Below are 17,649 nucleotides of genomic sequence, written 5' to 3' on the forward strand. Positions count from 1 at the left end.
ATGGGCCAAATATGTCAAGAGTCTGATAACTACAACATGCGGACATGTGAGAACTTACGGCGACATCTCGTGTTACCTTTAGCACCGACTTCACACTGATCAGGAGGCGACTCGTGGCAGACGGCGACCCCGCGCTCGGCCCAAGGGAACGCCGCGACCAGATCCGCCAGCTCGTCGCGAGCGAGGGCTTCGTCCGCATGGAGCAGCTCGCCGAGGCCCACGGCGTGAGTCTGATGACCATCCACCGTGACCTCGACGTACTCCAGAGCGAGGGATGGCTGCGCAAGGTACGCGGCGGCGCGACGGCCCAGCCGTCCGCGCTCTACCACGGCGACGTGCGTCATCGCGTGCAGGCGATGTCCGAGGCCAAACGGCTGCTCGCCGAGGAGGCGGTCACGCTCGTCGAGCCCGGCGCCTCGGTCATGATCGACGAGAGCACCACAGGTCTGGCCGTCGCCGGACTGCTGCCGGCCAGGGGGCCCGTCACGGTGATCTCCAACTTCCTCGCGGTGGTCAACCTGCTGGCCGGCGAGGCCACCATCGACCTCATCGCGCTGGGCGGGGCCTACTACCCGGCCTACGACGCCTTCCTCGGCATGCGCACCACCGAGGCGATCAGGTCACTGCACGCGGACGTGCTGTTCATGTCGACCACGGCGGTGACCAACGGGCACTGCTACCACCAGTCGCAGGAGACGGTGGCGGTGAAGCGGGCGCTGATGGAGTCGGCGAGCAAGAAGGTGCTGCTGATCGACCACACGAAGTTCAGCAAGCGGGGGCTGCACCAACTCGCGCCGCTGACGGCCTTCGACCTGGTGATCGTGGACAGCGACGCCCCCGAATCCGACCTCGCCCCACTACGCGCAGCCGGCGTCCCCTTGAAAATCGTTTCGAACTGAACTTCATGGGTTCAGTGCTCTTGGTGTGTCAACGATCGGCCGGCGCAGGCGTCCCATCGGGCCAGACGCAGGGAGAGGTTGCCGCCAGGTAGAGATCATCTCCCTCCGCCCAGATAAGGCCCAAGAGATACCCGTCAGGCCTCGACTCGCCATGGATTGTGGGCGCTCCGGCCTGGAAGCCGCCCATTGCGGTGATCACATGGCCCTGTTCCACCCAGCGAGCCCGAACTTGGTGAGCAATGCTCATGTTCGCGCTCTGGGGAACACCTCGCAGCCAGTAGGCCCTATGAATCACCACCTGCTTCTCCGACCCCCCCTTGGCCAGACAAGTGTTGGGAGCAACCGACGAAGGAAGGAGCTCCAGCCGAGGCTGAGGCTGCAACGCGGCAGCAGTTTCGCGGATGAGTTGCTCGACCCGGCTGAGAGCATGCGACTGGGTGATAGTCGGTTGGTCCACAGTGCAGCCAATCAGAGAAACGAGGGCGAGAGCGAGCACGAGAGCGCGGAGCAATGTGGATCACCTTTGCGGGCGGAGCGCCAGGTCGGGGGCAAGTTCAGGCATCAACGGCTGTGGCTGAGCGTTGTGCGACTCTGGGGCGGCCACCTTGTCGTATTGCCCATTGATGATGCGGCCCATGTTCGCCAATGAGACTGAGGCGGGGTCCCAGTAGCTGCTGTGAGCTCTGGTGTAGACGTCTCTGCCTACGGGGAAGTGTTGGGCGCCGAAGGAGGCGTTTCCTGGGTCGGCGCCGAAGCGGCCGAGGGCGGCTACCGGGTCGTTGCCTGCCTCGCCGACCCACACATGTCCCGGAGCCACGCCCAGTTCCCTGGCGTGGTCGACGCCGACGCCAGGGCTGCCGACGAAGATGAGGTCGTCGGCCAGCCGTCCGGGGCGGAGGGTGGCGGCTTTGCCGGTGGTCAGCGACCCGTAGCTGTGGCCGACGATCACGGCGCGGGCCGTGGAGGACGGTTCGTGGGCGGCGCGCAGGCCGTCGGCGAAGGAGGCCAGGGCCGTGGCGCCCTTGGCGGCGGCGTGGCCGAAGGCGACCGACTTGGCGGGGTCGAAGATGCCCGGGTCGATCTGGGGCGCGTCGTAGCCGAGCCACGTGACGGCGGCGATGCTCCGCGAGCCACTGGTGGCGGTGGCCTGTTGCCAGAGGGCGCGGGAGCGTTGGAGGTCGCCTGGGGCGGCGTCCAGGCCTGAGGTGAGGCCGGAGACGGAGGTGACCGTGGTGTCGGCGGTGTCGGGGTCGCCCCAGGAGACGATGAGTCGTCCCTGTCCGTTCACGTCGAAGGCCAGCAGCAGGGGTGGCGGGTGGCCGGCGACCGGCTGGAGTTCCCTTTCGATGTTCTCGATGCGGCGGAGCTGGTTGGCGAGGCGTTCCCAGCCGCCGAACAGGGTGGGGTCGTCGAGGCGGTCGAGTTCGGCGGCGGCGGCGTCGAGCCGGCGCTTGAGCGCGGTCTTCTGGCTGGCGAGCCCCAGCCGGTTCGAGCGGTCGCGGACGCTCGCGGGCAGGCCGTTGAGCAGGCCGAGCCCCGGCAGGCGGATCAGCTCCTCCCGGCTGCCCTGCGTCAGCGTGTGCCACCAGGCGTGGACGCGGGCGGCCAGGCCGGGGTCCCCGCCCTGGTCCTGGAGGTCGAGCAGCCGGGTGACCGCGTCTCCGTCGCCGCCGGCGAGGCGGGCGAGCAGAGCCTGGGCGGCGGCGGGGTCCGTGGCGTGGGCGGCGAACAGGTCGTGGGCCGCGAGACCGGCGGGCAGTGACGTGCCGGGGACGGTCTGCTGGATGCGGGTCAGGCGGCGACGCAGGTCGGCGCCGTGGGTGGTGGACCAGTCGGCGATCCTGCCGAGGGAGTGCCCGGGTTCGGCGGGCAGGCCGTGGGCGGAGAGCTCCGCCGCCAGGCGGGTGCCCGCCGCCGAGAGGGTCTGGCCCGCGTGTTCGAGCGCCGAGATCAGGGCGGACATCGCCAGGGGGTCGATGCCCTGGAAGGTGCCGAGGGTAGCGCTCATGGTGGTGACCGAGGTGGTCAGCAAGGGGAGGGCGGGGGCGGCGCCGCCCTGCCGTACGACCAGGTGGGCCAGGGTGGTCAGGGCGACGGTCAGCGAGGACTGCAGGCCGGCGCGGTGGCGGGCGAGGGCGGCGGTGAAGGCTGGGGCGCCGCCGCCGACCCAGGCGTGCGTCCGCATGAGGCGCATGGCGGTGTCGAGGTGGGTGTGGTGTTCGGCGGCGAGCGCCGCTGCTCGCCCGTACGCCTCGAGGGCCGCCGTGTGATCCGCCATGACGCGGTCCAGGATGGCAGGACGGCGGGCCGCCTCTCAGGTGATCGTCGACTCACCCACATTGCTGGCGAAATGCGGTGAGTACGGCGTACTCAGGCGCGGGAGCGGTCCTGGCCCGATACTGCTGCTGAACCGTCGAGAGGAAAGGACGTGACGGCGTGCCACTCGACCGGTACGGCGTGCTCGTGGGGACCGTGCGCCGCCACTTTCGCGACAGGCCCGACACGCAGGGCCGCTGGTTCCATGTGAACATCGAGGTCAGCGCGCCGCTCGGCGTCCACCGCTGCGCGGTCGACGTCGACAGCAAGCAGTCGGCCACCGGCGTCCGGTGGAGGACGTTCACGATCTCGCCCGGCGCGCTGGGACCGGCGGCGCACCTGGCGGCGGGCTTCCACGAGCTGGCCCGCGACCGCGACTCGGGGGCGCTCGACTACTACCGGCACCCGGCCCTCGTGGAGGGCGGCGGGTCGTGGGTCTCGGGGACGAACCTGGACGCCGCGCGGGCCCTGGAGCCCCTGCTCACTCCAGGGCGGCGCGTGCTGATCTTCGGCGAGCCGTTCGACGAGGGCCTGGGCGTGCACAACATCCACCAGAACCAGGGCGACCCGTACGGCTCGCAGTGGTGGGACGAGAACGGCATCTGGCAGGACGGCGCCACACTGACCGAGCGGCCCGACGGCGGTTTCGACGTCTTCGTCTCCAGGTTCTCCACGCAGTCGGACCGCACCGACGAGGAGGGCCACCCCGTCCCGAGCGATCTCAGGCCAGCAGGACGCTCCCTGCCAGGGTGAGGTAACCGGCCGACAGGCCGACGGCGGCGCTCCAGCGTGGACGGGGGCATCGTGGTGGACCCGCTGCCCCTCGACAGCAGAGTCGCGATGGTCGACGAGCCGGGCGTGCCCGTCGTGACCATCGGCAGGGACGTCGCGCGCGCGGAGGACCCGTGGTGGGTGGCGGCCGACAGCGCGGGCAGCACGGCGACGGTGCTCGACCACCTCGCCGGGGCGGGGGCGCAGAGCATCGCGATGCTCTCCGTGGGCATCGGGTGGTCCTGGTTCGCCGATGCCCAGCAGACCTACAGGGAGTGGACAGCCGACAAGGGGATCGAGCCGATCCTGGTGCTGGCGCGGCCGGACAAGCTCGAGACGAGCGCGGTCTCGGCCGCCGCGGAGATCCTCGATCACCGCCCAGACGCCGTCTACGTGCCGCCGCAGTGGCTGGCGTCAGGCCTGCTGCGGGTGGCGCGGGAGCGTGGGTCGACGTGCCCGGCGCCCTGCTGGTCGCCGTCGGCGTCGACAGCCATCTGGCCCGCACCAGCGCCGCCGCTCACAGCGGTCGACCTCCACCCCGCGGCGACGGCGGGGCAGGCCGTCGCTCGGGGGCCGCGGTCGTCTGCTGTTGACTGCCGGGATGAACATCGACTCGACGGGCACGAGCACGCGGGAATCGGTCCAGGTGCGGCGCTTCCACGAGGGCGACTCGGTGGAGGAGGTGACCCTCCTGCTCCACCGTGCGTACGCGGACCACGCCGCTGCCGGGCGGATCTTCTTCGCCTCCTACCAGTCTCCACAAGACACCCGGCATCGCCTGAGCAAGGGCGAGTGCTGGATCGCCGTGAGAGATGACGCGCTGGTCGGGACCGTCACCGTGTCCGCCCCCCACACCGCTCCCACCGGCTACCCCGCACCCGAAGGAGCGGGGTCGTTCTGGCAACTGGCGGTGGATCCGTCGCAGCGGGGAAACGGGCTGGGACACCGGCTTCTGACACTGGCGGAGGCCAGGATGGCCGCCCTGGGTTCGACACACGCCGTCATCGACACCTCCGCGACAGCGGAAGACCTCGTGGCCTGGTACCGCCGGCGCGGATACGTGCCGATCGGGACGTGGCGGTGGGACGTCACCAACTACGACAGCGTCGTCCTCGCCAAGATCCTGCCGACGAAGCCGGATACTCCCTGAGAACCATCGTCTGGACTCGCGAGCGGCCACCGCGCTTCGGTGACCGGTCCGGCAGTAACGGCTCGATCCGCGCCCCCTGCGCATCAGTCACAGGCACATCCCGAAACAGCCGGCCTGGCCGTGGTGGTCAGGCCGCGTCGTGGAAGACCAGGCCGAGCGTGTGCCGCAGGCCCCGCCGCACGGTGCTGACGCCGTGCCGTACGGGCGCGGCAGACCAGCCGCGCGCCGAGCGCACGGGCCTGTCACGGGTGGTGAAGACCAGGCCGTGGCCCTGCCGCAGGAGCGTCACCGTGCCGCGGGACTGGGCGCGCGGACGCTGCTCCACCAGCAGGAACTCACCGCCGTCGTAGTCGTCGCCCGGCCTGTCCAGGCCGATCACGACCTGCAGAGGGAAGACCAGGTCGCCGTACAGGTCGCGATGCAGGGCGTTCCAGTCGCCCTCGCGGTAGCGCAGCAGGATCGGGGTGGGCTTGGTCTGTCCCGCCGCGTGGCACATCTCCAGCCACTCCTCCAGGCTGTCGGGCCAGGGGGCTGGCTTGCCCAGTCTCGCGGCCCAGTCCCTGGCGATGGGCAGCAACCTCGGGTAGAGCGTGCTGCGCAACTCCTGGACAAGGTCGGGGAAGGGCTGGGCGAAGTAGCGGTACTGCCCCCTGCCGAACCTGTAGCGCTCCATGTCGACCGTCGACCGGAACCGCGCGACCTCGTCGTACAGTCCGGCGATCTCGCGGCACTGCGCCTCGGTGAGGAGCGGGCCCGTGGGCGCGCATCCGTAGGCGTCCATCTCCTGTGCCCATGCCTCAGGGTTCATCATGGTCGTCCTTCCGTGGAGGGTCACACGAACAGCGGCTGGAGCGCGCCCTCGTGGGTGAGCAGGAGCCGCTTGCGCTCCAGTCCGCCCGCGTAGCCGGTCAGCGACCCCGTCGCGCCGATGACGCGGTGGCAGGGCCTGACGATCAGCAGCGGGTTGGCGCCGATCGCCGCACCGACGGCGCGGATGCGGTCCCTTGGCGCGCCGATCCGCTCGGCGAGCTGCCCGTAGGTGATCGTGGTGCCGTAGGGAACGCTCTCCACCGCGCGCCAGACCTTCTGCTGGTACGGGGTGCCCTCTCCGGCCAGGGGCAGGTCGAAGTCGCGCAGGTCGCCGTCGAAGTAGGCGCGCAGCTGGCCGGTGATCGCGGCCAACGCCGCCGCGTCCTCGGTCCACCCGGGCTGGACGGCAGCGGCCCACGTCAGCGACGTCAGCCGTACGCCGTCGGTGTCCTTGTCCCCGGTGAGCAGCAACGGGCCCAGCGGGCTCTCGGTCGTGGTGTAGACGGTCATCTCTCCTCCTCGCCTTGTATAACGCGATTCCAGCCGCCGACCTCGGCGGTTTTCGGACCTCGCGCTGGGAGGCGGGAGAGGTGACGGGCTAAGACAATCCGGCGACGCCCCCGAGCGATCCCGGCTCGCAGCCGAACCTCGCCAGCAACGCGGTGAGGGTGGGGCCGAGGGGGGCGTCGAGGGCGAGGTGGGCGTCGCCGTCGCCGCGTGTGGGGCCCTGGTTGACGATCACGACGGGGACGCCGTGGTCGGCCGCCCGCCGTACGAACCGGTAGCCGGACATCACGGTCAGCGAGGAGCCCAGTACCAGCAGCAGGCCGGCCTGTTCGGTCAGCTCGTAGCACTCCGCGACGCGGGGGCGCGGCACGTTCTCGCCGAAGAAGATGACGTCGGGCTTGAGCAGGCCGCCGCAGCCGGCGCAGTCGACGATCTCGAACGCGCCGATCTGGTCGTCGGCGAGGACGGCGTCGCCGTCGGGGTTGATGGCATCGGCGGCGCCGAGCCAGCCGGGGTTGGCCGCGTTCAGCCGCTGCTCGAGCCACTCCCTCGAGGTGCGCTCCCCGCACGACAGGCAGACCACGCGGTGCAGGCTGCCGTGCAGCTCGACCACCTGCTCCGCGCCCGCCGCCTGGTGCAGGCCGTCCACGTTCTGCGTGATGATGCCGCTCACCAGCCCCATCGACTGCAGGCCCGCGACGGCGCGGTGGCCGGCGTTCCAGCCCGCGTGCGCGATGTGCCGCCATCCCAGGTGGCTGCGGGCCCAGTAGCGCCGCCTGGCGGCGGCGCTGCCGACGAAGGCCTGGTAGGTCATCGGCTCCGCCCTGCGCCTGCGGCCTGTCTCGCCCCGGTAGTCGGGGATGCCCGACTCCGTCGACAGCCCGGCTCCGCTCAGGACGAGCACCCCGCCGTCGCCGACGAGGTCGACCAGCATGTCGAACGCGGGGACCGCCCGGCCCGCCTCATCTCGCACCGCCTGCGTCACCCTTCCATGGTGCCCGAAGGCTCGGCTCACCTGCGACGCGGCGTCCAGGCTCAGCGGTGGGTGCGCAGGCCTGCGGTGATCAGGTTGATCGCGGTGTCGAAGGCGGGCTCGCTCTCCTCCTCGGCGATGTGGCCCAGGTTCTCCGCCAGCACGAAGCCCGAGACGAAGGCGTGCAGCACGTCCGCCGTACGCTCCCGCTCCTCCTCCGGCGTCCCCGCGTCACGCAGGATCCGGTCGAGGACGTCCCACAGCCCGCCCTGTCTCGGCATGGTGACCTCGGGGTGGTGGTGCACGTATCGCCACAGCGACGGGTGGGTGCGGGCCAGCCTGCGATAGGCGTGGGCCAGCGCGCGCAGCTGGTCGGGCCACGGGGCGCCGTCGTCGGGTGGCAGCTGGAGCAGCGGCGCCACGTTCAGGCACAGCGTCCTGATGAGCTCCGTCTTGTTGGCTACGTGGTGGTAGAGGGACATCGGGTTGACGTCGAGCTCGGCGGCGAGCTTGCGCATGGACAGCGACTCCACGCCGCCCGCGTCGATCAGCCGCAGGGCGGTGCCGAGGATCTCCTGGAGGGTCAGGGGCGTCCCCCGCCGTGCGCTCACTGCCATACACCGTATGGTAGCGTCAACCATACGGTGTATGGCTACTCCTGGGGAGTGCTCATGAAGACGATTCCGGCCCCACAAGGGCTGCCGTTGCTCGGCAACACGCTGCAGGTGCCCGCGCACGCGCCCGCCCTGTACTTCGAGCAGGTCGCGAAGAGGTACGAGGAGGGCATCTTCCAGCTCGAGCTGGTCGGCCGCCGCGTGCTGTTCGTCTACGACCCCGACCTGGTCGCCGAGGTCAGCGACGAGACCCGCTTCTACAAGGGCATCGATCCCCCGCTGAGCACGGTCCGCGACTTCGCCGGTGACGGGCTGTTCACCGCCAGGCACGACGAGCCGGTCTGGGGTCACGCGCACCGCATCCTCATGCCGGCCTTCAGCCAGCGCTCGATGAAGGCCTACTTCCCGCAGATGCTGGAGGTGGCCGAGCAGCTGACCGAGTCGTGGGCGGGCCGCCAGGGCCGGGACCTGCCGGTGACCGACGACATGACCAGGCTCACGCTCGACACCATCTCCCTCACCGGGTTCGGGTACAGGTTCCGTTCCTTCGACTCTCCCGAGCTGCACCCGTTCCTGCTGGCGATGGGCGGCGCGCTGACCGAGGCCATGCTCCGCCTCCAGCAGCTGCCCATCGTCACCAAGATGAGGCGCAGGCAGGAGCTGGCCTACCGCGACGACATCGCCGTCATGCAAGAGCTGGTCGACGAGGTGATCAGGCAGCGCAGGGCCGAAGGCGGCGGCGGGACCAAGGACCTGCTCGGTCTCATGCTGGAGGCCTCCGACCCGCAGACGGGCGAGCGGCTGTCGGACGAGAACATCCGCAACCAGGTCCTGACCTTCCTCATCGCCGGCCACGAGACGACCAGCGGCCTGCTCTCCTTCGCGATGTACAACCTGCTGCGCGACCCGCACACGCTGGCTAGGGCCTATGACGAGGTCGACAGGCTGCTGCCGGGCGACGAGCCGCCCACCTACGAGACGATCATGAAGCTCGAGGTGATCCCGCGCATCCTGGAGGAGACGCTGCGGATCTGGTCGCCGATCCCCGCGTACGGCGTGAACGCCTACGAGGACACCACGATCGGCGGCTACCCGGTGCCGAAGGGTCAGAAGATCGTCGTGCTGCTGCCATCGCTGCAGCGCCACCCCAAGGCGTGGGAGCGGCCGGAGGAGTTCGACATCGACCGCTGGCTGCCCGAGAACAAGAAGAACCACCACCCCGCCGCCTACAAGCCGTTCGGCAACGGCGAGCGGGCCTGCATCGGCCGGCAGTTCGCGCTCACCGAGGCGCGGCTGGCGCTGGCGATGATCCTGCGCCGTTTCGCCGTCTCCGACCCCGCCGTCTACCGGATGGAGATCAAGCAGACGCTCACCCTCAAGCCCGACGGCTTCACGATCAGGGTGCGCGAGCGCAGGCCGCACGAGCGCTCGGCCGTCCACGTTCTGCCCGCCGAGCAGGCCGACCAGCACGACATCGCGGTCACGGGCGTGGCGCTCACCGTCGCCTACGGCTCCAACCTGGGCACCTGCGCCGACATCGCCGAACGGCTCGCCGAGCGGGCCGGCAGGTCCGGCTTCGCGACCACGCTGACCAGCCTGGACGACCTGGAGCCTCCCTCCGAGGGGCTGCTGCTGGTGGTGGCCTCCTCCTACAACGGCAAGGCGCCCGACAACGCCCAGCGATTCGACGCCCTCGAGGACCTTCCCGACCTGTCGGAGGTACGGCTGGCGCTGCTCGGCTGCGGCAACACCCAGTGGCCCACCTACCAGGACTTCCCCCGCCGCGCCTTCGACAAGCTCACGGCCGCGGGCGCCGTCCCGCTGGTCGAACGTGGAGAGGCGGACGCCGACGGCGACTTCGACGGCGACGTCTCGGCGTGGACGGCGAAGCTGTGGGCGGCGCTGGCGCAGGAGTACAGCGCCTCGGCGGCCGACGCGGGGCCGCGCTACGAGATGGAGGTGCTCACCGAGGCCGAGGTGCGGCCCGCCGTGGTGTCGGAGCGCGCCGTCCCGCTGACCGTGGTCTCCAACAGGGAGCTGACCGGCGACCCCACGGGCCTGTGGGACTTCTCGCTGGAGCAGCCGCGTCCAGGCGTCCGCTCGATCGTGGCCGAGCTGCCCGAGGGCGTGGAGTACGAGCCGGGCGACCACCTGGCGGTGTTCGCCAAGAACGATCCCGAGCTGGTGGAGTGGGCGCTGCGCTGCCTGCGCGTCCCGCGCGACAGGGTCGTGCGGCTGCGCGCCCACGGGCACACCCACCTGCCGGTGGACACCCCCGTGACGGCGGGCCTGCTGCTCACCGACTTCGCCGAGCTGCAGGAGGTGGCCACCCGCTCCGACCTGGAGGCACTGGCCGCGCACACCGGCTGCCCGTGGACCAGAAGCCAGCTGGCGGCGCTGACCGCCGACTACGCCGACGAGGTGCTCGCCAAGCGGCTGTCGGTGCTCACGCTGCTGGAGCGCTTCCCCGCCGTGGAGCTGCCGCTGCCGGTCTTCCTCGAGCTCGCGGGACCGATCAGGCCGCGCTACTACTCGATCTCCTCCTCGCCGCTGGCCGAGCCCGGCAGGGTGCGGATCACCGTGGGGCTCGTGGAGGGGCCGGCGTGGTCGGGCGGCGGCGCCTACCGCGGCATGTGCTCGGCCTACCTGGCGGGGCTGGCCGAGGGCGAGGTCTTCTACGGCTACATCAGGGTGCCCGCGCCGCCGTTCAGGCTGCCTGACGACCCGGCCACGCCGGTCGTCCTGGTCGGGCCTGGCACCGGGTTCGCGCCGCTGCGCGGCTTCATGGAGCAGCGGGCGCTGACCGGGGCCCAGGGCAGGGCCGAGGTGTTCACCGGGTGCCGTCACCCCGAGCACGACCTGCTCTACAAGGAGGAGGTCGAGGCGTGGGCCGCGGCCGAGGGGGTGCGCGTGCACACGGCGTTCTCCGCGGTCGAGGGGCATCCCTACCGGTTCGTCCAGGACGCCGTGGCGGCGCAGGCCGACGCGGTGTGGGAGCTGCTCCAGCAGGGCGCGCACGTCTACGTCTGCGGCGACGGGCTGCGGATGGCGCCGGCCGTACGGCAGGCGCTGCTGGCGATCCACCGCGAGAGGGCGGAGGGCGACGCCGAGGCGTGGCTGGCGGGGCTGGAGGCCGAGGGCCGCTATCAGCAGGACGTGTTCGCCTGATCGCGCAGCCCGAAAAGGAGGGCGCGCACGCCTTCGTCGAGCACCCGCTCGCCCTCCTCCCGCGAGTCGAGGAACCAGCCGGGCAGCGGGCTGCGCAGCGCGTGGGTGAGCTCGATGCCGACGATGCCGTGGATCGTCGTCCACACCAGGTAGGCCGCCCTGTCCGGCTCTCCCTGGCGGCCGAGCCCCGCCGCCTCCACCGCGTCCGCGAGCAGGTGGAAGGTCAACTCGAGCGCCTCGCGCCGCAGCTCGGGCGAGGGGTCGAAGTCGGGTAGCGGCCGCTCGAACATCAGCGCGAAGAGCGAGGGGTCGGCCAGGGCGAACGCGCGGTAGCCCGCCGCCACGGCCATGACGCGGTCGACGGGGTCGCCGCAGGGCGCCAGAGCGGTGGTCAGCGCGTCGCGCAGGGCGTGGAAGCCGTGCAGGTAGATGGCTTCGAGCAGCCCGGCGCGCCCGCCGAAGCAGGTGTAGATGCCCATCGTGGACGTGCCCGCGGCCTCGGCCACCCTCCTCAGGGTCAGGTGCGCGGCCCCCTGCTCGCGAAGGACGCGCACTCCCGCGTCGAGGAGTTCTTTCGAGGTTCTTACGGCCTGGCCCACCCTCTCACCCTAACGGTCAATAACACGGATGATAACGAGCGTTATGACCGAGAGAAGGGACCTGCGCCATGCAGCTCTACCGGGTCACGGCGGTGGCGGGCTTCGCCTGCGCCGTCCTGCTGATCGTCAACATCGCCCGCAGGGCGGGCCTGCTGCCCGAGACCGCTTTCACCCACGCCGTCGCCCCCTTCGCCCCGCTCACGGGGCTGTTCGCGATCACCGGGGTCTACCTGCTCATCCGCCGTACGGCAGGCGGTCTCGGCCTGGCGGGCTACCTGCTCAACGCGGCGGGGCTGGCGGGCGCCTTCGCCATCGAGTACACCCTGCACTTCGTCTTCCCGCTGCTGGCTCCCGGCGTGGTGGCAGGGCTGCTGGCAGGAGGGACGGGGCGGGCCTTCCTCGTCACGTCCGTGGTCCTGGTGGCGGGGGTGCTGGTGTTCGCGGCGGCGGCGCTGAGGGCCGGGGCGCCGCCGGCGATCGCGGTCGTGCTCTACGCCGCGGGGATGGTGCCGGGCTCGCTGCGCAACGCCGTACCTCTGCCGGTCTATCTGGCGGGCCTGGTGCTGGCCGCCGTCGGCGTGGCCTGGATGGCCTCCAGGCTGTGGTCGGGCGAGCGGGCCGCCCTGGCGCGGCCCGCCGACGCCCTCCCGTCGTAGCGCCCAACGGCTGGGGCCTCACACGGGGGCGACCGGGTGCCGCTCCGCTCCCGCCTCGCCCCTGATCGCGCCGGACCTGCGGGCGACGGCGACGAGCGGGATCACCACGGCGCAGCTGACCGCGACCAGGACGGCCGACAGCCCGCCGATCCCGCCGGCCGACAGGATCCCGGTTCCCGCGACGGGCCCCAGGGCGGTGCCGAAGCCGAACGCGGCGTTCGCCAGCACCGCCCATCGTCCTCTCGCGTCGAGGGTGGCGGCGATGGCGATCATGTAGGTGAGCGCCCCCTGGTAGGTCAGGTTCCACAGGAGCTGGCCCGTGGTGTAGATCGCGGGGGCCCCTCCCGCCGCGATCATCACCTTGGAGGCCACGCCGAGCAGCAGGAACACCGCCAGCGGCACGGCCCTGCCGTACCTGTCGCCGATCACCGCCACCACGCCGCCGCCGATCAGCCCGGCGAACAGCGACCCTGAGAGGATCAGGTTGACGACGCCCTCGTCCATGCCGATCTCGTCGACGCCGATCGTGCCCGTGACCGCCCACAGGGCGTACTCGCAGGCGCCCCAGAGGCAGATGCCCGCCACCAGGACCAGGCCCGCCCCTCTGGACCCCAGCGGGCCGGCGGAGGCGGCGCTCTCCACCGGCGCCTCCGGCATGTCGCGCATGAAGGGGACGGTCGCGGCGCACACCACCGCGATCGAGCCGACGGTCACCGCCAGCCCTCCGCCGAACAGCGGGAGCGCCATGTAGATGCCCGAGCCGATCACCGTGCTGGCGATGAGCCCGACCCCCGTGGCCCTGTCGGGGTTGGCCATGGCCGCGATTCCCGCGCTGGCCAGCGACAGGACCGCGCCGCCGCCGACCCCGCCGAGCAGGATGCCGGCGATCGCGAGGGCGGGCACGGGGACGAGCACGGCGGCCAGGAAGCCCGTGACCATCGCCGTGAGACTGACGACGGCCGCCCGTGCCCTGCCGGGTCTGGCGGCACGTCGGGTGATCAGGACTCCCGTCACCGCGGAGGCGAGCAGGGCGCCCGTGCCGACGAAGCCCGCGCCCTCCATGCTCAGGCCGAGACCGGAGCCGAGGGTCTCGATCAGGGTCGGAAGCATCGTGGGAACCATGTAGGCGGCGGTGAGAGCCATGGAGATGGCGGCCAGCGCGAACGCCGGCGACCTGGGGGGTGTGGTCACGCCGGACTCCTCAATCTGCGGAGGCTATCGATTGATAGTTGAACCTAAGCGCTGGGCCTGGCTCCCGTCCAGAGCCATTTACTATCGGGTGATATCCTCGGCCCCCATATGAGCGCGAAGCCGAGCACCGAGAGCCGTCCGGATTTCACCCAGCTCAGAGCGCTGCCCCGCGAGCGCTGGCCGCGAAGGGAGCAGATCCTCTGCGAGGCGGCCAGCCTGTTCGCCCAGCGCGGCTACCACGGCACCTCGACGAGGGACATCGCCGAGGCGCTCGGCATCCGCCAGCCGTCGCTGTACAACCACTACCCGTCCAAGCTGGCGATCCTCCAGGACCTGTGCGCCTACGACATCGGCGTCCCTGAGGAGCGGGTCAGGTGGCTGGCAGGAGCGGAGGCGAGCGCCTCCGCCAGGTTGTACGCCGCGGTCAGCCTCGACGTGGAGTACTGCCTCGAGGCGCCCATCGACATGCGCGGCCTGCCCGACGACCTGATCCGCGAGCCCGGACTCGAGTCATGGAACCGCAGGCTGCGCGCCTGGTACGGCACGGTCCGCGCGCTCGTCCGCGAGGGCGTCGAGGAGGGCGAGCTCGCCCCCATCGACCCCGAGTTCGCCAGGCAGGCGATCTGGGGCGTGGAGTGGGAGGTCATCAGGGTCTCCCACGGCGGACGCCGCCGCAGGGCCGGCAGCAGGCCAGACGACACCGCGACCTTCCTGCTGCGCGGCCTGCTGGCCGACCCCGGCCGCGTCGGCGAGGTCAGGCGGGCCGCCGCCGAGGTGATCGCCGCCTACCGCGCCGCTACGTGAGCCCGCTCGGGCCCGCGTAGCCGACCAGGGCGTCCACGGCGAGCACCCCCTCGACGCCCACCCTGACCGGGTTCACCTCGACCTCGGCGACGTCGGGCCGTTCGGACAGCAGGCGGGAGACCGCCACGATCACCTCGGCCAGGGCGCCGACCGCCAGCGCGGGCCCTGCCCTCCATCCGGTCAGCAGCCGGTGGCAGCGCAGGCCGCGCAGCATCTCCGTCGCCGCCCGCGTGGTGACGGGCGCCAGCGCGGTCACCGTGTCGCGCCACAGCTCGACCTCGGTGCCGCCGAACCCCGCCACCACGACGGGGCCGAAGGCGGGATCCCTGCGCCCTCCGACGAGGATCTCCACGACGTGGTCACGGGTGTCCATCTCCTCCACGACGTAGCGGCCAGGACCCAGCCGCCGCGCCATCTCGCGCCTGGCGCGGCCCAGGGCCGCCTCGTCGGGGAGCCCGACCACCACTCCGCCCGCCTCGCTCTTGTGCTCGAGCCAGTCGGCCTTGAGCACGTACGGCGCGCGCAGCCCTTCCACGCCCTCCTCGGCGAGCCGTCCGGGAGGGAACGGCACGCCGTATCCGGCCAGCAGCTCCCTCGCCGCCCAGTACCCCTGCGCCGGCGGCGAAGGAGCGAGAGGCCGCAGGGGCGGACAGGGCCGACGGGCCGGGGGAAGGGCGGCCGCCCGTCCGAGGGCCCAGGCGGCGCCGTCCACGCGGTCGTAGACGGGCACGCCGCACTCCCTCAGCGCCGCGAGCGCCTCCGTGCCCCTGCCCATGCTGTCGACGTGGACGGCCATTCCACGCGCCACCTCGGCGATCCGCCCCGCGACCGACACCTCCGTCCTGTCCAGCGCGGGGTTGTCGCCGCCCCACGCGCCGAAGTAGCCGGTGAGCAGGACCGCGTCCGCCTCCCCGCTGCCGGCGATCACCTCGACGACCCTGGCGTAGCTCGTCATGTCGCGCTCGCCCGCTCCCGCCAGGTCCACCGGGTTGGCCGTGGCGGCGGCCGGTGGCAGCAGGGCGGCCAGGCGCGCGGCGAGCCCCGCGGAGAAGGGCGGCACGCGCAGCCCTTCGGCCTCGGCCAGGTCGGCCGCGAGCGCGCCCTGCCCTCCGCCGTCGGAGACGACCGCGACCCTGCGTCCGCGAGGAGGGGCGGGGGCGGCCAGCGCCTGGGCGAGGTCGACCAGCCGTCCTGGCGAGGCGACCCTGATCGCGCCGCCTGCCTCGCAGGCGGCGTCCACGACCTCCATGGCCGAGGTCAGCGCTCCTGTGTGGGAGCGCGCCGCGGCCCTCGACGCCTCGCCGCCGCCGACCGTGAGGACGATCACGGGCTTGCCCGCCTCGCGCAGGGCGGCGAAGGTCTCCACCAGGGCGCGGCCGTCGCCGAAGTCCTCGGCGTACAGGGCGACCGCCCTGGTGCGGTCATGTCCCGCCAGGTCGGCCAGCGCCTCGGCCGCGGTGACGTCGGCCTGGTTGCCGAGCGAGACGAACCTGGACACGCCGAGGCCCGCGTCGGCCGCCAGCGTGCCGAGCGCCAGACCGAGCTGACCGCTCTGCGAGACGATGGCCAGGCTGCCAGAGGTGAACGAGCCCCAGGCCAGGTGCAGCTCGGTGGCCGCGTCGTACAGGCCGAGGCAGTTGGGGCCGAGCAGTCTGGCCCCCGCGGCGGCGATCCGCTGCGCGAGAGCGCGCTCGGCTCCCTCGCCCAGCGCGAGGTCGAGCCCCGCCGTGATGCCGACGAACCCTCGCGCGCCCATGCCGAGCGCCTGCTCCACCACTCCGGGCACCGCCCCCGGCGGCACGCACAGCGCGACCAGGTCGGGCGCGCTCGGCAGGTCGTGGAGCGAGGACAGGCACCGCACTCCCTCGACGACCGCGCCCTGCCGTCCGACCAGGTGGACCTCGCGCCGGTGCGCGCCCTTGATCGCCCCTCGCGCCAGCCAGTAGCCCCACTTGGCGCGGTCGGCCGACGCGCCGACCACCGCCACCGACCGGGGGTCGGCGAAGACCCGCATGCCGTTCACGACCGCAGGGACCTGGAGATGATCAGCCGTTGGATGTCGGAGGTGCCTTCCTCGATCTCCTCCAGCTTCGCGTCGCGCATCCACTTCTCCACCAGGTACTCGCGGGAGTAGCCCCAGCCGCCGTGCGTCTGGACCGCCGCCCACGTGCACCACATGGCGTGCTCCGACGCGGTCAGCTTGGCGACGGCCGACTCCTGCGTGACGCTCTCACCCGCGTCGAACAGCCTGGCCGCGCGCATCGTCACCAGGTGCGACACGTCGACCTTCGCGGCCATGTCGGCGAGCCTGAACGCCACCGCCTGGTGCTCGATGATCTTCACGCCGAACTGCTCCCGCTCGCGCGCGTAGGCGAGCGTCGCGTCGAGGGCGGCCCTCGACAGCCCCGTGCAGGCCGCGCCGATGAGGATGCGCGAGGCGTCGAAGGTGCGCATCAGCCCGCGGAAACCCTGCCCCTCCTCCCCCAGCCTGTCGGCCACGGGGACCCTCACGTCCTCGAGGAAGAGCTCGGCGCAGGCGATGCCGCGCTGCCCCATCTTCGGCATCGGCCTGCCGACCGTCAGCCCTCGCGCGCCGCGTGGGACCACGAAGGCGGTGATCCCCTTCGACCTGGTGCCGGGGGCGACCGTCGCGAAGATCACGAACAGGTCGGCGTAGGGACCGTTGGAGATCCACGCCTTCTGGCCGTTCAGGACGTAGGAGTCGCCGTCTCGCACGGCTCGCGTGGTCAGCGAGGCCGCGTCCGAGCCTGCTCCCGGCTCGGTGACCGCGAGGGCCGTCAGCGGAGGCAGACCAGAGCAGAGCGGGGCGAGGAAGCGGCGCTTCTGCTCCTCGCTGCCCAGCTCCAGCACCGGAGCGGCGAAGAAGCCCGCCGACGTGGTCAGGTTGCCGATGGAGACGTCGCCGTGGCACAGCTCCTCCTGCACCAGGCACTGCGTCACCAGGTCCGTCACCCCGCCGCCGCCGTACTCCTCGGGGATCATGAAGGAGGTCAGGCCGACGGCGGCGGCCTTCTCCCACACCTGCGAGGGCAGCGCGTGGTCGGCCTCGTCCACCTCGCGCGCCCTCGGCCTGATCTCGGCGGCGGCGAAGTCGCGCGCCAGCCTGACGAACGCGGCCTGCTCCTCCGTCATCGCCAGCCCCCCGCGCACCTCGCGCGTCATCGGCCCTC

The 17,649-nt window shown here is 71.9% G+C and carries 15 protein-coding genes and 1 pseudogene; 7 read left to right on the plus strand and 9 right to left on the minus strand.

Going from position 1 to position 17,649, the window contains the following annotated elements; genetic code table 11:
• Positions 1-113 precede the first annotated feature (113 nt).
• A complete protein-coding gene (locus FHR33_RS08510) occupies positions 114-899 on the plus strand; it encodes a DeoR/GlpR family DNA-binding transcription regulator (RefSeq protein WP_312895422.1) in 786 nt (261 codons plus the stop codon).
• A 517-nt stretch (positions 900-1,416) separates the two neighbouring features.
• On the opposite strand, the gene FHR33_RS08515 is transcribed toward FHR33_RS08510, so the two are convergent.
• Positions 1,417-3,177 (minus strand): alpha/beta hydrolase, encoded by a 1,761-nt coding sequence (locus FHR33_RS08515; protein ID WP_183645425.1) that lies wholly within the window; start codon positions 3,175-3,177, stop codon positions 1,417-1,419.
• A 158-nt stretch (positions 3,178-3,335) separates the two neighbouring features.
• Here FHR33_RS08515 and FHR33_RS08520 point away from each other — a divergent pair, with 158 nt between their 5' ends.
• From FHR33_RS08520 to FHR33_RS49975, 3 genes and pseudogenes are all read left to right on the plus strand, one after another.
• Positions 3,336-3,968, plus strand: a complete 633-nt coding sequence (locus FHR33_RS08520; RefSeq protein WP_183645426.1) for a DUF2278 family protein — start codon at positions 3,336-3,338, stop codon at positions 3,966-3,968.
• A 234-nt stretch (positions 3,969-4,202) separates the two neighbouring features.
• Positions 4,203-4,490 (plus strand): annotated as a pseudogene (locus tag FHR33_RS53205) (hypothetical protein); the annotation flags it as partial.
• Positions 4,491-4,587: 97 nt separating this feature from the next.
• On the plus strand, positions 4,588-5,136 hold the full coding sequence (locus tag FHR33_RS49975) for a GNAT family N-acetyltransferase (protein ID WP_246451712.1): 549 nt from the start codon (positions 4,588-4,590) through the stop codon (positions 5,134-5,136).
• Positions 5,137-5,263: 127 nt separating this feature from the next.
• Here the strand turns inward: FHR33_RS49975 and FHR33_RS08530 are convergent, their stop codons facing one another.
• From FHR33_RS08530 to FHR33_RS08545, 4 genes are all read right to left on the minus strand, one after another.
• Positions 5,264-5,947: a 2OG-Fe(II) oxygenase gene (locus FHR33_RS08530; RefSeq protein WP_221241014.1), complete on the minus strand. Its 684-nt coding sequence runs from the start codon at positions 5,945-5,947 to the stop codon at positions 5,264-5,266.
• A gap of 20 nt (positions 5,948-5,967) precedes the next feature.
• On the minus strand, positions 5,968-6,456 hold the full coding sequence (locus FHR33_RS08535) for a methylated-DNA--[protein]-cysteine S-methyltransferase (RefSeq protein ID WP_183645428.1): 489 nt from the start codon (positions 6,454-6,456) through the stop codon (positions 5,968-5,970).
• Positions 6,457-6,544: 88 nt separating this feature from the next.
• Positions 6,545-7,387 (minus strand): NAD-dependent protein deacetylase, encoded by an 843-nt coding sequence (locus tag FHR33_RS08540; RefSeq protein WP_183659952.1) that lies wholly within the window; start codon positions 7,385-7,387, stop codon positions 6,545-6,547.
• A 101-nt stretch (positions 7,388-7,488) separates the two neighbouring features.
• Positions 7,489-8,043 carry a TetR/AcrR family transcriptional regulator gene (locus FHR33_RS08545; protein ID WP_183645429.1) on the minus strand — a complete coding sequence of 185 codons (555 nt, stop codon included), beginning with the start codon at positions 8,041-8,043 and terminating at the stop codon, positions 7,489-7,491.
• Positions 8,044-8,097: 54 nt separating this feature from the next.
• Between FHR33_RS08545 and FHR33_RS08550 the strand changes: the two genes are divergently transcribed.
• Positions 8,098-11,208: a bifunctional cytochrome P450/NADPH--P450 reductase gene (locus FHR33_RS08550; RefSeq protein ID WP_183645430.1), complete on the plus strand. Its 3,111-nt coding sequence runs from the start codon at positions 8,098-8,100 to the stop codon at positions 11,206-11,208.
• Here FHR33_RS08550 and FHR33_RS52485 read toward each other — a convergent pair.
• Positions 11,187-11,807 (minus strand): TetR/AcrR family transcriptional regulator, encoded by a 621-nt coding sequence (locus tag FHR33_RS52485; RefSeq protein WP_221241015.1) that lies wholly within the window; start codon positions 11,805-11,807, stop codon positions 11,187-11,189. The genes FHR33_RS08550 and FHR33_RS52485 overlap by 22 nt on opposite strands.
• Positions 11,808-11,875: 68 nt before the next feature.
• Here FHR33_RS52485 and FHR33_RS08560 point away from each other — a divergent pair, with 68 nt between their 5' ends.
• On the plus strand, positions 11,876-12,463 hold the full coding sequence (locus FHR33_RS08560) for a hypothetical protein (RefSeq protein WP_183645431.1): 588 nt from the start codon (positions 11,876-11,878) through the stop codon (positions 12,461-12,463).
• Between the two features lie 18 nt (positions 12,464-12,481).
• Here the strand turns inward: FHR33_RS08560 and FHR33_RS08565 are convergent, their stop codons facing one another.
• Entirely contained in the window at positions 12,482-13,654 is a 1,173-nt protein-coding gene (locus tag FHR33_RS08565; protein WP_183645432.1) for an MFS transporter, read from the minus strand.
• Between the two features lie 108 nt (positions 13,655-13,762).
• On the opposite strand from FHR33_RS08565, the gene FHR33_RS08570 reads away from it, so the two are divergent.
• Positions 13,763-14,458, plus strand: a complete 696-nt coding sequence (locus FHR33_RS08570) for a TetR/AcrR family transcriptional regulator (protein WP_183645433.1) — start codon at positions 13,763-13,765, stop codon at positions 14,456-14,458.
• On the opposite strand, the gene FHR33_RS08575 is transcribed toward FHR33_RS08570, so the two are convergent.
• Positions 14,451-16,472, minus strand: a complete 2,022-nt coding sequence (locus tag FHR33_RS08575; RefSeq protein WP_183659953.1) for an acetate--CoA ligase family protein — start codon at positions 16,470-16,472, stop codon at positions 14,451-14,453. The two genes, FHR33_RS08570 and FHR33_RS08575, sit on opposite strands and share 8 nt — an antisense overlap.
• A gap of 5 nt (positions 16,473-16,477) precedes the next feature.
• On the minus strand, positions 16,478-17,641 hold the full coding sequence (locus tag FHR33_RS08580) for an acyl-CoA dehydrogenase family protein (protein WP_183645434.1): 1,164 nt from the start codon (positions 17,639-17,641) through the stop codon (positions 16,478-16,480).
• Positions 17,642-17,649: the final 8 nt, after the last annotated feature.

It is taken from the genome of Nonomuraea dietziae (assembly GCF_014195505.1).
Taxonomy (GTDB): domain Bacteria; phylum Actinomycetota; class Actinomycetes; order Streptosporangiales; family Streptosporangiaceae; genus Nonomuraea; species Nonomuraea roseola.

Coding starts and splice junctions, on each gene's coding strand:
- FHR33_RS08515 (WP_183645425.1), bottom strand. CDS start 3,177: ATGGCGGATCACACGGCGGCCCTCGAGGCGTACGGGCGAGCAGCGGCG.
- FHR33_RS49975 (WP_246451712.1), top strand. CDS start 4,588: ATGAACATCGACTCGACGGGCACGAGCACGCGGGAATCGGTCCAGGTG.
- FHR33_RS08530 (WP_221241014.1), bottom strand. CDS start 5,947: ATGATGAACCCTGAGGCATGGGCACAGGAGATGGACGCCTACGGATGC.
- FHR33_RS08535 (WP_183645428.1), bottom strand. CDS start 6,456: ATGACCGTCTACACCACGACCGAGAGCCCGCTGGGCCCGTTGCTGCTC.
- FHR33_RS08540 (WP_183659952.1), bottom strand. CDS start 7,387: ATGCTGGTCGACCTCGTCGGCGACGGCGGGGTGCTCGTCCTGAGCGGA.
- FHR33_RS08545 (WP_183645429.1), bottom strand. CDS start 8,043: ATGGCAGTGAGCGCACGGCGGGGGACGCCCCTGACCCTCCAGGAGATC.
- FHR33_RS08550 (WP_183645430.1), top strand. CDS start 8,098: ATGAAGACGATTCCGGCCCCACAAGGGCTGCCGTTGCTCGGCAACACG.
- FHR33_RS08560 (WP_183645431.1), top strand. CDS start 11,876: ATGCAGCTCTACCGGGTCACGGCGGTGGCGGGCTTCGCCTGCGCCGTC.
- FHR33_RS08570 (WP_183645433.1), top strand. CDS start 13,763: ATGAGCGCGAAGCCGAGCACCGAGAGCCGTCCGGATTTCACCCAGCTC.
- FHR33_RS08575 (WP_183659953.1), bottom strand. CDS start 16,472: ATGCGGGTCTTCGCCGACCCCCGGTCGGTGGCGGTGGTCGGCGCGTCG.
- FHR33_RS08580 (WP_183645434.1), bottom strand. CDS start 17,641: ATGACGCGCGAGGTGCGCGGGGGGCTGGCGATGACGGAGGAGCAGGCC.